The organism is Mesorhizobium montanum, assembly GCF_033977145.1.
Classification (GTDB): domain Bacteria; phylum Pseudomonadota; class Alphaproteobacteria; order Rhizobiales; family Rhizobiaceae; genus Mesorhizobium; species Mesorhizobium montanum.
On record NZ_JAVIJF010000020.1, the window covers coordinates 74,817 to 90,664 of the forward strand.

At 60.6% G+C, this 15,848-nt stretch carries 14 protein-coding genes and 1 pseudogene; 9 read left to right on the plus strand and 6 right to left on the minus strand.

Annotated features, from left to right (window positions below):
* Nucleotides 1–33: 33 nt before the first annotated feature.
* Nucleotides 34–945: a LysR substrate-binding domain-containing protein gene (locus tag RFM68_RS25045; RefSeq protein ID WP_320235712.1), complete on the minus strand. Its 912-nt coding sequence runs from the start codon at nt 943–945 to the stop codon at nt 34–36.
* 285 nt (nt 946–1,230) lie between these two features.
* Between RFM68_RS25045 and RFM68_RS25050 the strand changes: the two genes are divergently transcribed.
* From RFM68_RS25050 to RFM68_RS25085, 8 genes and pseudogenes are all read left to right on the plus strand, one after another.
* The gene (locus RFM68_RS25050; protein ID WP_430694925.1) at nt 1,231–2,241 is read left to right on the plus strand and encodes an ABC transporter substrate-binding protein; all 1,011 of its coding nucleotides are present in this window, start codon (nt 1,231–1,233) and stop codon (nt 2,239–2,241) included.
* 73 nt (nt 2,242–2,314) lie between these two features.
* On the plus strand, nt 2,315–3,202 hold the full coding sequence (locus RFM68_RS25055; protein WP_320235713.1) for an ABC transporter permease: 888 nt from the start codon (nt 2,315–2,317) through the stop codon (nt 3,200–3,202).
* Complete coding sequence (locus RFM68_RS25060) at nt 3,195–4,241, plus strand: quaternary amine ABC transporter ATP-binding protein (RefSeq protein WP_320235714.1); 1,047 nt, start codon at nt 3,195–3,197, stop codon at nt 4,239–4,241. Before RFM68_RS25055 ends, RFM68_RS25060 begins: the two co-directional genes overlap by 8 nt.
* Nucleotides 4,242–4,419: 178 nt before the next feature.
* On the plus strand, nt 4,420–5,466 hold the full coding sequence (locus RFM68_RS25065) for a glycine cleavage T C-terminal barrel domain-containing protein (RefSeq protein WP_320235715.1): 1,047 nt from the start codon (nt 4,420–4,422) through the stop codon (nt 5,464–5,466).
* The gene (locus RFM68_RS25070) at nt 5,463–7,079 is read left to right on the plus strand and encodes an AMP-binding protein (RefSeq protein WP_320235716.1); all 1,617 of its coding nucleotides are present in this window, start codon (nt 5,463–5,465) and stop codon (nt 7,077–7,079) included. Before RFM68_RS25065 ends, RFM68_RS25070 begins: the two co-directional genes overlap by 4 nt.
* Nucleotides 7,076–7,864 carry a crotonase/enoyl-CoA hydratase family protein gene (locus RFM68_RS25075; RefSeq protein WP_320235717.1) on the plus strand — a complete coding sequence of 263 codons (789 nt, stop codon included), beginning with the start codon at nt 7,076–7,078 and terminating at the stop codon, nt 7,862–7,864. Before RFM68_RS25070 ends, RFM68_RS25075 begins: the two co-directional genes overlap by 4 nt.
* An 8-nt stretch (nt 7,865–7,872) precedes the next feature.
* Nucleotides 7,873–9,576, plus strand: coding sequence for an acyl-CoA dehydrogenase family protein (locus RFM68_RS25080; protein ID WP_320235718.1), 1,704 nt, complete (start codon nt 7,873–7,875; stop codon nt 9,574–9,576).
* A 204-nt stretch (nt 9,577–9,780) separates the two neighbouring features.
* Nucleotides 9,781–10,563 (plus strand): annotated as a pseudogene (locus tag RFM68_RS25085) (aldehyde dehydrogenase family protein); the annotation flags it as partial.
* A 222-nt stretch (nt 10,564–10,785) separates the two neighbouring features.
* On the opposite strand, the gene RFM68_RS25090 reads toward RFM68_RS25085, so the two are convergent.
* The 5 genes from RFM68_RS25090 to RFM68_RS25110 all read right to left on the minus strand — a co-directional run bounded on the left by RFM68_RS25090 (nt 10,786) and on the right by RFM68_RS25110 (nt 13,528).
* Complete coding sequence (locus RFM68_RS25090; RefSeq protein WP_320235719.1) at nt 10,786–10,959, minus strand: hypothetical protein; 174 nt, start codon at nt 10,957–10,959, stop codon at nt 10,786–10,788.
* A 456-nt stretch (nt 10,960–11,415) separates the two neighbouring features.
* Nucleotides 11,416–11,589: a hypothetical protein gene (locus RFM68_RS25095; RefSeq protein WP_320235720.1), complete on the minus strand. Its 174-nt coding sequence runs from the start codon at nt 11,587–11,589 to the stop codon at nt 11,416–11,418.
* 31 nt (nt 11,590–11,620) lie between these two features.
* Entirely contained in the window at nt 11,621–12,718 is a 1,098-nt protein-coding gene (locus RFM68_RS25100) for a WD40 repeat domain-containing protein (protein WP_320235721.1), read from the minus strand.
* A gap of 43 nt (nt 12,719–12,761) precedes the next feature.
* On the minus strand, nt 12,762–13,094 hold the full coding sequence (locus RFM68_RS25105) for a hypothetical protein (protein ID WP_320235722.1): 333 nt from the start codon (nt 13,092–13,094) through the stop codon (nt 12,762–12,764).
* Nucleotides 13,091–13,528 carry a hypothetical protein gene (locus RFM68_RS25110; RefSeq protein WP_320235723.1) on the minus strand — a complete coding sequence of 146 codons (438 nt, stop codon included), beginning with the start codon at nt 13,526–13,528 and terminating at the stop codon, nt 13,091–13,093. Before RFM68_RS25110 ends, RFM68_RS25105 begins: the two co-directional genes overlap by 4 nt.
* 601 nt (nt 13,529–14,129) lie before the next feature.
* On the opposite strand from RFM68_RS25110, the gene RFM68_RS25115 reads away from it, so the two are divergent.
* Nucleotides 14,130–15,803, plus strand: a complete 1,674-nt coding sequence (locus RFM68_RS25115) for an aromatic/alkene/methane monooxygenase hydroxylase/oxygenase subunit alpha (protein WP_210243101.1) — start codon at nt 14,130–14,132, stop codon at nt 15,801–15,803.
* Nucleotides 15,804–15,848 lie beyond the last annotated feature (45 nt).

Consider the following 15,848-nt stretch of genomic DNA (forward strand, 5'->3'; position numbering starts at 1 on the left):
CGGCGATGCGCGGCTGACAAAAAGACACGAACTTCACAATGAGTTGCCCTGCAATGTCGTTTCCTGATCGACCAAGGAATTGACCACAAGCCTTCCGATCTTGCTATCCAGAAAGTCCTGCCTTGCGACCAAGAAATAGCCTCGCTCGGATGAGATCGGTTCTGGATCCATTGCAATCAGAAGCCCATTCTCGATCATCTCGTCGATAACGCCGCTCCAGCCCAGCCCAATTCCGTACCCCATCAAAGTCTGATGAATGGCAATGCCATGGTTGGTCACCGTGATGCCGGCATCGATATTCTGACTGTCCGGCGACCTTAGGTCCCGCCAGTCCGACCAAGTGAACCAGCGCTGTTCTCGATCCTCAAGGTGGATCAAAGGCCCCTTAGCGAGCATATCGGCGCGAGAAACCCCGGCAATGCGCGAAGCAAGAGCGGGCGCGGCCACTGGAACCACAATCTCCTGCATCAGTACGCGGCTTTCGTACCCGGACCAATCGCCGCTGCCAAAAAGAATAGCGCAGTCCACCTCATCCAACGGGATGTCTTGGTCGCGTTCCGCCGTCGTTACCCTGACAGCCAGATCGGGGTAGAGGCGCCTGACTCTCTCCAGACGCGCCATAAGCCAGAACATGGCAATGCCTGGATAGGTCGCGAGCGTCAGGGCATCCTGTCGGTTATTCCTTCGGAGCTTGGCGCTCGCCCTGGCGATATCCGAGAGGCCGTTCGCTGTCGCCTGGTAGTACGACAGCGCCTCGGCAGTTGGCACGGCGAGCGGGCCCTTTCTTTCGAACAACTGAACGTTGAGGTCTCTTTCCAGAGCATGAATCTGGTGACTGATGGCGGGTTGCCCGACATTCAGTTCTCTTGCCGCCCGGGTAAAGTTCCCGAGCCGGATACAGGCCTCGAAAACACGCAACGGTTTTAAAGGAGGTAAATCATGCATTCTGGAGCAGCCACTTTGCCTGTCGATGCCGAACGGCAATGTGAAGAATAGCAGTCATCATCAAAAAAAGTAATGCACCGATGAATCTTATCTGTCTGTCCATTCCTCAAGCCGGGTGAGAAAAACAATCTGGGAGAACGGGAATAGGGAGTCGGCCCGGCCTCGGCCATCGCCGGCTTGGAGGAAAGCTTTCATAGACGAAAGCCGGCGCTGTTCTCGATAGCTGTTTGAGGAAGCGGTGGTCGTCAAACAGCGAAGTCTGCATCAACCGCTTGGGAGGACGAAATGAAATACAGACACATTGTTGCATGCCTCGCCGGGACAACCCTCGGCCTTCTGTCGATGGCATCGGCATCGTTTGCGGCCGAATGTGGCGAAGTGACAATCGCCACGATGAACTGGCAATCCGCTGACGTGGCGGCCAGTCTCGACAAATTCATCCTGGAGAAGGGCTACGACTGTTCCGCTGAAGTCGTTTCCGGCGACACTGTACCAACCCTGACCTCGCTCGCCGAAAAGGGGCAACCGGATATCGTTCCCGAGGCCTGGGTCAGCCTGCAGCCGGAACTGGTCAAAAGCGCTCTGGACGGAGGCAAGGCGGTAGCCGCATCGAAAATCCTTTCCGACGGGGCGATCCAAGGGTGGTGGATTCCGCAATACGTCGCCGAGGCACATCCTGACATCAAGACGATCCCCGACCTTTTCAAGCATCCCGAGCTCTTTCCCGCTCCGGAGGACAAGAGCAAGGGCGCCGTCTACAATGGTCCGCAAGGCTGGGGCGGTACGGTCGTAACCACGCAGCTCTTCAAGGCGTTCGGGGGAGAGAAAGCCGGCTTCACGCTGATCGACACCGGATCCGCGGCCGGGCTCGATGGCTCGATCGCGAAAGCCTACGAGGCCAAGCAGCCCTGGGTCGGCTACTATTGGGCTCCGACCTCGCTCCTCGGCAAGTACCCAATGGTCAAGCTCGGGTATGGGGTCGACTACGATGCAGCTGAATGGAAGCGCTGCACATCGATCGGCGACTGCCCCGACCCAAAGCCGAATGCATGGCCTGCAGACGACGTGCAGACGCTTGTCAGCAAGACTTTCGCCGATCGCGCCGGTCCGGCAATCATGGACTATTTGAACAAGCGCGCATGGTCGAACGATACGGTCAACAAGCTGATCGCCTGGATGGCGGACAATCAGGCGACCGGCGAGGACGGCGCCAAGCATTTCCTCAAAAACAATGAGGACATCTGGAAAGCCTGGGTTTCTCCCGAGGCGGTCGAAAAGATCAGGGCCTCCCTCTGACTGCCCGCGCAAGCGGTCGCGGGCGGCATCGCTGAGCTGGTGCCGCCCTGTCTTTTCCACGGGGAAACTGGGAATGGATTCGTTCTGGAAATTTCCGACGATGGACGCAGATACGCTGCGTCTCTTGAAGAAGAATATCGATGAAGGCTTCCGTGCATTCACACGCGCCTACGGCGACAGCATAGAGAATGTTTTCAACCCGCTTCAGAGCTTCCTGATCTGGGCTGAACGTCTGCTCCTCGCAACCCCCTGGCCGGTCGTGATTGCGGCGGTCGCGGTCATTGCCTGGATCGCAAGTCGCAGCATGAAGATTGTCGCAGGCTGTGTCGCGACGCTTCTGGTCATCGGCTGGTTCGATATGTGGGACGACACGATGAAGACGGTGTCGATGATCTTCGTCTGCACCGTGCTTGCAATCGTGATCGGAATACCGATCGGGATCGGAATGGCCCGTTCGAACCGGTTGCAGAGCATCGTCAATCCGGTACTCGACGTCATGCAGACAATGCCCAGTTTCGTTTATCTGATCCCCGTCGTCATGTTGCTGGGGATCGGCCGCGTGCCCGGCGTCATTGCGGTCGTTATCTACGCTGTCCCGCCGATGATACGTCTTGCCAATCTCGGAATCCGTATGGTCGACAAGGATGTGCTGGAGGCGGCGGATGCCTTTGGCTCATCGAGCTGGCAGAAGCTGCGCAACGTCCAGCTCCCGCTTGCGCTGCCCACAATCATGGCAGGCGTCAACCAAACGATCATGATGGCGCTCTCCATGGTGGTGATCGCTTCGATGATCGGCGTGCAGGGGCTCGGCCAACCGGTGCTCAAGGCAATCGCCAACCAATATTTCACTCTGGGCGTCTTCAACGGCCTCGCCATTGTCGGTATCGCCATCATCTTCGACCGCATCAGCCAGGCTTACGGCAGCCGCCTGCAAAAGCACCGAGAGATTGTCCATGGCTGAAGCGAACCAGCCCGGGATCGATGTCAGGAACCTCTGGAAGGTTTTCGGACCGAATGCCAAAGCCATGGTTCCTTTGCTGAAGCAGGGACTTTCCAAGGCCGAACTGAACGGACGCCACGGCCACGTCCTCGGTCTCAGGAACGTCAACATCACCATGCCGGCCGGAGCGATACAGGTGATCATGGGGCTTTCCGGCTCCGGCAAATCGACGTTGATCCGCCACATCAACAGACTGGTCGACCCGACCGCAGGCGAGATTCTGGTTGGTGACGAAGACGTCGTGAAAATGGGGGTCCACGAACTGCGTGAGTTCAGGCGGCATAAGACGGCGATGGTGTTTCAGAAATTTGCGCTGCTGCCGCACCGCAACGTGCTGGAAAACGTCGTCTACGGCCTGGAGATACAAGGTGTGCCGCGACGCCGGCAAGTCGAGGCGGCCATCCGCTGGATCGACCGTGTAGGTCTTGCCGGCTTCGAAAAGCACTATCCCAACCAATTGTCCGGGGGCATGCAGCAGCGTGTTGGGCTTGCTCGGGCGCTCGCAAACGATGCTCCGATCCTGCTGATGGACGAGGCGTTTTCGGCGCTCGACCCCCTCATTCGCACGGACATGCAGACGGTGCTGCTCGATATCCAGAAGGAAATCAGGAAAACCATCGTCTTCATCACCCACGATCTCGACGAGGCGCTCCGGCTAGGCGACCGGATCGCCATTCTGCGCGACGGGGAAGTGGTGCAACAGGGCACCAGCCAAGACATCGTCCTGCGACCCGCAGACGATTACGTCAAGGCTTTCGTCAAGGAGGTCAGCCGGGGCCGCGTCGTCTATGTCGAGGCAGTCATGGCGCCGTTCAGGCCGGCGGATCGGTCATTGGCTACCGTGCCAAGGCAAACGACGCTCGATGCCGCAGCGAATGTGCTGATGCAGCATTGCTGTGAGCATCTCACCGTGATGGACGAAGCCGGAACGCCGGTCGGCCAGATCAGCCTGCGACAGCTTTTGCGCGCGATCGTGACTCCGGCTGATGACATCGGTTGAACTGACGGCCGTCCCTTGGGCGGCACATTTCTATCAAGATATCGCGGCCGCGAGGGCAGCGTAACCGCAAGAACCGGCAATCGGAATTCCCGTGCCCATCGGGACGCAACAGGAGACCTCGATGTTTTCATTTTCACCGACGGCACGCGTTCGACCGTCCCCCTTTTTCGAGGCGGCGGTGGCGGAAGGCATGGTGGCCGCGAACGTCTACAATCGCATGATCATGCCGACGTCCTACGGCGATCCGGAAGGCGAATACTGGCGGCTCATCAACGGGGTTTCACAATGGGATGTAGGCGTGGAACGCCAAGTGCAGCTCAAGGGACAGGACGCCGGCCGGCTTGCGCAGATCCTGTCGCCGCGCGATCTCTCCACCTGCAAGGTCGGCCAGGGCAAATATGTGCCGCTTTGTAATCATCGCGGCACGATCATCAATGACCCTATCCTGTTAAAGCACGCCGACGATCTCTACTGGTTTTCAATCGCGGACTGCGACATGTGGCTGTGGGCAAGCGCCGTCGCGGCGGAGCGTGGTCTAAAGGTCGATATCAGCGAACCCGACGTCTCTCCGATGGCCCTTCAGGGGCCCAAGGCCGAAGACGTGGTGGCCCATGTCGTCGGCAATTGGGTACGCACGCTCAAGTACTTCTGGTTCAAGGAAACCGAGATCGAAGGCATTCCCGTCGCAGTGCAGCGGTCGGGGTGGTCCAAGCAGGGCGGGTTTGAGATCTACCTGAAGGATGGCATGAAGGGCACGAAGCTCTGGAACATCTTCAAGGAGGCAGGCAAACCCTGGGGGATCGGACCGGGAGCGCCCGCGACGGCCGAGCGCACGGAGAGCGGGCTGGTTTCCGTCGGCGGTGACACCGACGAGGATACCAATCCCTTCGAAGTGCGGCTGGGCAAATATGTGGACCTCGATGTTCCGGACGATGTCGTCGGCATCAAGGCGCTACGCAGGATCAAGGCCGAGGGGCCGAAGCGGCACCAACTGGGTCTCGTGCTCGACGGTGCAACGCCTGCGCCGCTCGGCACGAAACGCGAGGATATCACGCGTGACGACACCATGGTCGGTGTGATGACCAATTGCACATGGTCGCCTCGCATGAAGGCGAACATCGGATACGCCCTGATCTCCGCCGGCATGAAGGCAGGCGAGACTGTCATCGTTCACCGCCCCGGCGGTCCGACCGCTGCGCGGCTTGTGGAGCTCCCATTCCTATGAGCGCCGAAGCACCCTATCTCCGGCCAAGGCCCGCCAATTATGTCCCGCTGACGCCCCTTTCATTTCTGGGGCGAACGGCCGAACTCTATCCAGACCGATTGGCGCTTATCGATGAGGATCGACGCTTTACCTGGCAGGAGGTGCGCCAACGCTGCGACGCTCTGGCCGCCGCCCTCATGGATATCGGTGTCAAGCCGGGTGACGTGGTTTCCGTGCTTGCTCCGAATACGGCGGAGATGTTCGAGGCGCAGTTTGCCGTCGCAATGGCCGGCGCCGTTCTTAACACCATCAACATCCGCCTTGATGCCGACACGATGGCCTATATCCTGGATCATGCGGAAACCCGGGTCCTGATGCTGGACAGGCAGTTCGCATTGATGGCTGAGGTGGCGTTGCAGCGCACCAAGGGCGGCCGACCCGTCATCATCGATCTCGGCGGGCCGGGAGATGCCCTGCCAGGCAGCCAGCGCCATTCGGATCTGGTTCGATCGGCGCCTGCAGATTTCCAGCCGGTGGTCCCGGCCGACGAGTGGCAGACCCTGTGCCTCAACTATACGTCCGGTACCAGTGGCAGGCCGAAAGGGGTGCTCTACCATCACCGCGGCGCCTACCTGATGGCGCTCGGTACCATTGCCGGCTGGGGTCTGTCGGGTCATCCGACCTATCTCTACACAGTGCCCATGTTCCACTGCAATGGCTGGGGCCATGCGTGGACCATGACCGCGCTCGCCGCGACGATCGTCTGCTGCCGGCAGATATCGGCCAAGGCCGTTTACGATGCCATCGGTTCCTTCGGCGTCACGCATTTCGGCGGTGCGCCGATCGTGCTGGGCATGCTGGTCGAGGCCGCGGAAGCAGAACGGCCGGTGCTTCCTCACAAGGTGCGCGTGATGACGGCGGGGGCGCCTCCGCCAGCGGCGATCCTCGAGAAAGTCGAGGCATTGGGCTTCGAAGTCATGCAGGTCTACGGCCTCACGGAAACCTACGGCCACGTCGTTCAGTCCACTTGGGAGGAAGAATGGAACGAAATGGACGTCGCGCAGCGCGCGACGATCAAGGCACGCCAGGGCGTGCGTTTCCCGATGATGGAGACTGCCGAGATCCGGGACGTCGAATCGGGAAAACGTCTGCCGAAGGACGGGACCGCGATGGGCGAGATCGTGTTGCGCGGCAACACGATCATGAAAGGCTATCACAAGGATGAAGCGGCTACGGAAGCCGCCTTTGCCGGCGGCGCGTTTCATAGCGGCGACGTCGCTGTGCAACATCCCGACGGCTTCCTCGAAATACGCGATCGCTACAAGGACATCATTATCTCCGGCGGGGAGAACATTTCCTCGATCGAAGTGGAATCCGCCTTGTATCGGCACCCGGCCGTCAGCGCCGCCGCTGTCGTGGCCAAGCCGGATGCCAAGTGGGGCGAAACGCCCTGTGCCTTTGTGGAACTGAAGCCGGGGGCGAGCGTCACCGCTGACGAGTTGAACCAATTTTGCCGCCAGCATCTTTCCGGCTTCAAGGTTCCCAAGTGCTACGTCTTCGAGAGCTTGCCCAAGACCTCAACGGGAAAGATCGAAAAATACAAACTGCGCGAGAAAGTGAAGACAACACCATGACGAAACCGAACTTCATCACCATCGAGACGGACGGTCCGGTAACGATCGTAACGCTGGTGCGCGAGGACCGGCGCAACGCAATCAGCGAAGACATGCTGCTGGAAATCGAAAACGTGTTTCGCGCGCCGCCGGAGGGCACGCGATCCTTCGTGCTTGCGGCCAAGGGCGACCACTTCTGCGCTGGGCTGGATCTTCGCGAGCATTATGACAAGGACCGGTCTCCGATCGAGTTCATGACCATGTGCCAGAAGTGGCACCGTGCTTTCGATATCATTCAGTTCAGCGGAACCCCGGTGATTGCCGCCCTGAAGGGAGCGGTCGTCGGCGGAGGGCTTGAGCTGGCAGCGGCCGCCCATGTACGCATCGCCGAAGAAGGAACCTTCTTTGCCCTCCCGGAAGGCCAGCGCGGCATTTTCACGGGCGGCGGGGCGACCGTGCGCGTGGCCCGGATCGTTACCCCGGCGCGTATGGTCGATATGATGCTGTCGGCCCGCACCTACGATGCGCGGCGTGGCCTGGACCTTGGCCTGTGCCACGAAGTGGTAGAGGCCGGGCAAGCATTGTCGCGCGCCAGAGAATTGGCCGCACAGGTCGCACGTAATCCGCCGACCACCAATTTCGCTATCGTCACCGGCATATCCCGCATCAACGACATGTCCACCACGGACGGCCTGTTTGCGGAGGGCCTCCTCGCAATGGCGGTTCAGACCAATCCGGAGATCAGGGATCGGCTGGAGGCGTTCTTTTCCAAGAAGACCAAGCGCCTCGAACCCGGCGTGAGTTGACGTTCGCGATGACCTACAATCCGCCCATCCCCCAAATCCTTCTGGCGATGCAGACTGCCGATCGGTTTGCCGCGACGCAGAGCGGGGACCTTTCCCCCGAAGACGTCCAGGCCATCCTCTCCGAGGCAGGGCGTTTTGCGAGCGAGCGCATCGCGCCCTTGAATCCGGTTGGCGACCGAACCCCGTCGACCCTCGACGAAAGCGGAAAGGTGACCACGCCGCCGGGCTGGCGCGAAACCTACCAGGCCTGGTGCGAGGCGGGCTGGAACAGCCTCACAGGACCAACCGAATATTGCGGCCAGGGGCTTCCGATCTCGCTGGCCGTGGCCTGCACCGAGTTCTGGAATTCCTCCGCCATGGCTTTCGCCCTCTGCCCGCTTTTGACTGCGGGCGCCATCGAAGCCATCTACGAACACGCCTCTCAAGAGCTCAAGGACCGCTACCTGCCCAAGCTTGTGTCCGGTGAATGGACCGGGACCATGAACCTGACGGAGCCACAGGCCGGTTCCGATCTTTCAAATCTTCGTTGCAAAGCCAAACGGACGGGCGACGGCAGCTACCGCATTACCGGCAACAAGATCTTCATCACCTATGGCGATCATGATTGCTCGCCGAATATCGTACATCTGGTTCTTGCACGGCTGGAGGACGCGCCCGCTGGCACGCGCGGCATTTCCCTGTTCCTGGTTCCGAAGATCCTTCCTGACGGCTCACACAACGATCTGCGGTGTCTTTCGCTCGAGCACAAGCTCGGCATTCGCGGGTCGCCCACCTGCGCCATGGCTTATGGCGACAACGGAGGCGCAAGGGGCTGGCTCATCGGCGAGGAGAACCGTGGTCTCAATTGCATGTTCACGATGATGAACAATGCGCGGCTCCTGGTCGGGACCCAGGGTGTCGCGCTCGCGGAGCGGGCGACGCAGGCGGCCTTCGCCTATGCAAGGGAACGTGTCCAGGGCAGCGCCCCGGGCAGAGATGGAACTACAAGCCCCATCATCCACCATCCCGATGTCAGGCGAATGCTGCTTGAGATGCGAACCCGGACGGCCGCGGCGCGCATGCTGTGCATGGCGACGGCCTCCGCGCTCGATTCAAGCGTGAACGCGCAGACAGAAAAAGAAAGGCACCGCGCCTACGCGCGAGCTTCAATACTGACGCCTTTGGCCAAGGCGTACTCGACGGATATCGCGGTGGAAGTGACCTCGACCGCAATCCAGGTTCATGGCGGCATGGGCTACGTCGAGGAGACCGGTGTGGCGCAATATTACCGCGATGCGCGCATTCTTCCGATCTACGAAGGCACGAATGGCATCCAGGCTATCGACCTCGTCACGCGCAAACTGCTCCTTGGGGGCGGAGAGACGCTGTCCCAGATTTTGGAGTCTTGTCGCAGGACATTGTCCGCCTTCGAAAGCTGTTTACCGGCCATGCAAGCTGTGGCCGACACGGAGGATTTGGCCAAAATGCTCTGCGATGCGCCCGGCGGTTCGTTGTCACTCGCGGTTGCCGTGCCATTCCAGCGTGCCTTGGCCAACGTCGTCGCCGGTGCTCATCTGGCTGAAGCCGCAGCGCTTGCACGAGGCGGCGCGCTTGAGACAGAAGCTGCAGTCAACGCAAGGTTTTTCATCGCCGTTGAATTGGTATCGGCAGTTGCTGCGGCGAAAGCGTCATTATCCGGCGCCGATGCGACAGGTTCGGATGGCCTTGAATAATCGGTTACCTGAGCCGCGCGACTGAGAACACGGTTGGCCGCACATCCTTCCGCTGCTCGGCTTCCTGGTCTCGGGCATGCGAATTCCCCAAACTCGGATTTCGAGGCCAATCGCGCCTTACCCCAGCGATCCGGCATCCTTGGCAGGCTTGAGAGAGAAGCGCTACCGCGCGTGCCACGCCGCCTGGCGATTATATCGTTGACCACCGGCTCGACCCGGGCCGGGATCATCGTAGCGAAGGCGGCGGCCGATACGGTCAAGCGCGTGGCGCAGGAACTCGGCGGCAAGTCTGCCAATATCGTGCTGCCCGACGCCGATTTCGAGACTGCGGTGGCGAAGGGCGTCGAGGGCTGCTTCAGCAATAGTGGACAGTCCTGCGACGCACCGGCGCGGATGCTCGTGCCAGCCGCCCGGCACGACGAGGCGCTGGCTATCGCGAAGGCAGCCGCAGAAGCCTTCACTGTAGGCGATCCCCGCTCAGAGGACACCAAGCTTGGGCCGGTGGTCTCGAACATCCAGTATGACAAGATCCAGGGGCTGATCGAAGCCGGCATCGCGGGAGGCGCGACGCTGGTGACCGGCGGATCGGGACGGCCGGAAAATCTCAATCGCGGCTACTACGTACGTCCGACTGTGTTCGGCCACGTCAAGCCGGGCATGCGGATTGAGAAGGAAGAAATCTTTGGGCCGGTTCTTGCCGTCATGTCCTATGACAGCGTCGAGGATGCGGTCAGGATCGCCAATGATAGCGTTTATGGTCTGGCCGCCTACGTGCAGTCGCAAAACCTCGAGCACGCGGCGGCCGTGGCCGCACAGCTGCGCGCTGGACAGGTATCGATCAACTATCCCGATGTTGATCCATCCGCGCCTTTCGGCGGCTATAGGCAGTCGGGCAACGGCCGCGAATGCGGCGAATGGGCGATCCACGACTTCCTTGAGGTCAAGAGCATCGTAGGGCACGGGCAGTCCGCCGGCGCCGGCCCTTGAAGGCAGCAGCCGGATTGCCGGAAGCATTGACAATTTCACGATGGGAAAGCCAACTCTTCCTCGACGCCTGCTTCGTTATAGTCGAACGCCTGCTGGATGGGATGCAGTCGCTTCTCGATCGCGCAAGCTGCTGAAGAGACCGTCGTTCGGCAGCCAGTACAGCTGCAGCCGATTCCACGGCCATCAACAGCTCTGTGACATTTTTGATGTCGATCGCATCAGTCAGATCGGGATGCCCCCATCTCCCGCCACCAGATGGAGAGCAACCGCCGCGCTCTCTGAGAAGCCTCGCAGATTGCCGACGACGGGTGCAATGTTCTGGACGGCCAACTGACGGCTATCCTCGTTATAAAGAAATCCCGCCATGCCGGCAGGCAAAGCGCTCTGTTTCATCATCCCTCGAAATCTCGTTAGCCCTGATGCTCGCGCGCTGAAAAGGTTCCAAAAGGCGAAGGCCAGCGAAGAGGCCTAAGCTCTCGTGCAGGTCAAAATGCGGGTCGCCGGGGTCGGACGTAACGGGCGTGCGGCGGGCCGCCGAATAACCTACGGCAAAGCCGCCAACGGCAGAGGCGTGTGGTTATGCCGGCAATCGGCTGAGAAGAGTGTATCCTTGGCGACCTCAGGGAGCGGCTCATCGACATCGAGAACCCAGGTGTAGTTCCCACTAAAGCCCTAATTCGCTGAGAGGGGGCGGTCATGGCAGGCTGGTGATGCTCAACGTCACCGATTCCCTTGAAGGAACGCCCCATGACCAACCAGGCCGGAGCCAACAACGGTGGGCGGTCAGGGCGGCCGCGCTAAATAGTCGACGCCCTAATGAGTCAGTCATCGTCAATCCTGTTGCCTCCGACCCTAGTTCGTCTTCAGTTGACCAATCCGGTTTTCGGCGATCCAGCGCGCAGCAAGCACCAGCGCGCCCATGCTGAAATCCTTGCCGTGCTTGGCGACCATCTCTTCCGACAATTTGGCGAGTTGTTCGAAGAAGGCATCCTTGCTCTCTTCCTCTGTGGTCATTTCAGTCTGCATTCTATCCTCCTGTTTCGCGCGGACTGCTCCGCTATTTGAACATCTGCGCCGGAAAGGTGATGATCGCCGCGGTGCCGTCGACCATGCCCGCAGCCAGATGCCGTCCGTCGCCGGACCACGCAAGCGCGGTTACCCCACTGCCCAAGTGCCGGACGAGAAGCTCGTCGCGTCCGCCGATCTGGGCGACGGTGATCCGACCGTCGGCGTAGCCCGCCGCGACGAGTTTCTTCTCCGGATGCGCCGCCAACGTTTCGACCAGAACGAGACCGGCGCGACCGGTCTCCAGTGCTCCGGCGCTTTCGCCTTCAAGCGGCGGCGCGATCATCGACCAACCGGCAATCCGGAACGCACCCGAGGCAAGCAGCGCGTTCGCCGGCTGGCTCCAGCACACGGTGCGGACCGGCGAGGGGAATCCCGAGATGATGCCGCTAAGACCATCGGCGATGTTGATCAGGGCAAAGCCGCCCGTTTCGAGCCCGCTGGCCAGCCATGCACCATCGCCGCTCCAACGGATCGATGTGGGGCGCGCTGGAAAGGCGAAGTCTCGTATCAGGCTGGCAGGCCCTTCGACCGCCCAGATCGACAACCCATTGCCCAAGCCACAGGCGAGGCGGCGTCCGCCGGGGGAGAAGGCCAGTGCGTCCGTCGATGATGTCGCACCGCTTTCCAGCTTCGTCACATCACCGAGGTTGCTGGAGAGGAAGACATCGCGCCCATCGCTGATCGCCGTCATCGCTGTCGCGGCACTATGGTCGATCGCGACTATCGGCCCTTCGATCTTGATCTGTGTCTCCGCAACTTCGCCGTCAGCCGTCAGATGCACTACCTTGCCGGCCGCCGTTCCGATGAGAAAGCTGGAATCCAGATGGGAGGCGAGGGGGGCATCGCCATCGCCAAACCCCGCGGAGGCGATCAACGGCACCGGCGGCCTCTCGCGCGGGCGGATCGTCGTCTGGCCGAGATCTCCGCTTACCCTGATGCGCGACTCCGGCGATTCCTGGTCGGCGATCGCGGCTAGGGCGAGCGTTCCGTCCACGGATGTGAAAGCAACGGTCGAACCATCGGCGCTGAAGCACAGATCGGCGATCGCCGACGGGCGCCGCCAACTGCGCGCCAGCAGGTCGAACAAGGTCAGGTTTTGCATCGTCTGCTGGTTCACGGTGTCTCTCCCATCAGTCCTCGTTCACTATCGTCGCGAGCTCGCGATCGACATCCGCGACTTCGCTTTCAGCAGCGGCGATGCGGTCTTCGCACGCCGAGCGTGCGTTCATGATCGCCTCGGCGCTCTCTTCCGCCTCATGCAAATCCTGCACCAGTTGCGCGCTGGCGCCGCTCCTGCCGATCTCCAGTTCCACGCGCAGCATATCCATCTCGAGACCCGCGAGTTTCTGATTGAGCCGCAATGCCTCGGCGGTGAGCGCCGACACGCTGCCGACAAGAGCCAGCCGGCGCTCAAGCAGCCTCTTGCGCGCGGCGGCTTGCCTCTTCACTGAACCCGTCGTCATTTCTCCTCCCCGGCTGCCGGCCCGGCCGGGTTTTCGAAAGCCGAAAGCAGCTTAGACAGAGTGTCAGCCTGCGATTGGAACTGCTTCTCGGCCGTTTCGATGTGGCTCTTGAGCTGGTCCCAGATATCGACGCGGATCATCGATGTGGTGTCGCCGGTGAGGCGCTCGATCTCGTCGACGCGGAACTGGCGCGTCAGCGAAACACCGGAAAACACGAAGTCGCGCAGCAGGATCGCATGGCTCTCGATGAACAGATGGATCATCGGATGGGTTTGCGTCGTGACGCCACCGGCGGCAAGCTCGGCTCGGATGAAGTCCTGGAAATGGCTTTGCAGCCGGTACTGGCTTTCGCCCATGAAACGCATGACGAAAACCAGGTCGCGCGGCATCAGCCTGACCAGATCGCCCGTCACCCCGTCGGCCTGGTTGGACATCGGCGGGGCTGGGCCCCGGTTGTCTTTGTCGTTCGACATCATCCTTCTCTGGCACTGCGCTCGTCCAATGCCCGCCTAAGATAGTAGAGCAAGATCCTAAAATAAATAGATCTCGAAAGGATTTGATTATATTGCGGAAGCTAACCGAATATATTGCAGTGCAAACATGAATAAATGTTACGGTCGTAATATACATGTGTAAAATATCGTTACAGTTGCCTATGCGTCTATGAGCGGAACAGGCTGAGATTTCGCTCGTCGCGTGGCTCACGGCCCCAATTTTCAAACTGGCACGGCGATTGCTTTACCTATTTGCATAAGAAGCCCATCGCGCTTGACGCGGTGCCAAAAGAACGAAGGACCGGAGGAAGCAGGGACAGGGTGCATCCGCTTCGATACGCCCACGCAAAATGCGGCTGGCGTCTCGCGGCCCCTGCCAGACACCTCGAAAACCTTTGCCGCGATCCACTTGAATGGCCGGACCATGAGTCGCGCCTGAATGCGCAACCCTTTGTCGTGCCGTTCGCACTCTCACTGGCGGTGCCGTGCGCCGCTTCATGCCGGGGTCAAGGAACCCGCGGCTCAAACCTGGTGGAGGCTTATGACGATGACGTCTCTGACGCTCAACAAGATCACCTCGCAACGCGGAATCTCCGTGGGCGAAGCAACCAAGAAGATCGCCGACCTCGGCTGGAATCCTTCCTACGTCCAGGAAGCGATGACGTTTCCGACCGACTACAAGATCAACAAGACGCCGCGCGACCCGATGAAGCAGGTCCTGCGGTCCTATTTCCCAATGCAGGAAGAGAAGGACAACCGTGTCTATGGCGCGCTGGATGCAGCGTTGCGCGGCGACATGTTCCGCAATGTGGAACCTCGCTGGGTCGAGTGGATGAAACTCTTCCTGGCCATCATTCCCTTCCCGGAAATCTCCGCCGCGCGCTCAATGGCGATGGTCGCCCGCATCGCGCCCGGCGAGGAACTCAGAACCGGCTTCACGATGCAGATGATCGACGAGTTCCGTCACTCGACGATCCAGATGAACCTGAAGAAATGGTACATGGAGAACTACATCGATCCGGCGGGCTTCGACATCACCGAGGAAGCCTTCGGAAAATGCTACGCCACCACCATCGGCCGGCAGTTCGCCGAAGGCTTCATCACCGGCGACACGATGACCGCTGCCTGCATGTACCTGACCGTTGTCGCCGAGACGGCCTTCACCAACACGCTGTTCGTCGCCATGCCTTCGGAGGCCGCCCGCAACGGTGACTATGCGCTTCCGACCGTCTTCCTGTCGGTGCAATCGGACGAGAGCCGGCATATCGGCAACGGCCACTCACTGCTGATGGCGGCGCTCAAGGAACCGGAAAACCACCTGCTGCTCGAGCGCGACCTGCGCTACGCCTTCTGGCAGAACCACGCGATCGTCGATGCCGCCATCGGCACCTTCATCGAATACGGCACCACCAACCGCGACAAGAACAAGGAATCTTATGCGGAAATGTGGCACCGCTGGATCTATGAGGACTACTATCGCACCTACATGCTGCCGCTTGAGAAATACGGCATCAAGGTCCATCACGACGACGTCCAGGCGGCCTGGGAACGCATCACCAAGAAGAACTACGTCCACAAGGTCGGGCAGTTCTTCGCGGTCGGCTGGCCGGTCAACTTCTGGCGCATCGAAGCCCAGACCGACAAGGACTTCGAGTGGTTCGAGCACAAATATCCGGGCTGGTACGCCGAGTTCGGCGATTTCTGGAAATGGTACGCCAAGCTCAGCCACAAGGGCGAGAAGGTGCTGCTGTTCAACAGCGACGTCGGCTACGTCTATCCGCACCGCTGCTGGTCCTGCCTCGTTCCCTGCCTGATCCGCGAGGACATGGTGGTCGGCGAGATCGACGGCCAATTGCACACCTTCGCCCACGAACTCGACAAGTGGACCGCGACGGTGGCTTTCGCCGACGAGTATCAGGGCCGTCCGACGCCCGCCATGGGCCGCTTCAGCGGCAAGCGCGAGTGGGAGACGCTCTATGACGGCTGGGACCTGGCCGATGCGATCAAGGACCTGAACTTCGTCCGTTCCGACGGCAAGACGCTGGTTCCGCAGCCGCATATGCGCTTCGACGACAAGGAAATGTGGACGCTCGACGACGTGCGCGGCAACAAGCTCGGATCGCCGCTGAATGCGCTGCGTGGCATGTCACCAGCGGACCGCGAGAAGCACCTGGCGGACTACGCCAAGGGCTTCACCATCACCCCCTGCAACTGATCAGGCCAAAGGGGCGGGTTCGTCCCGCCCCCGGCTCATCTCACT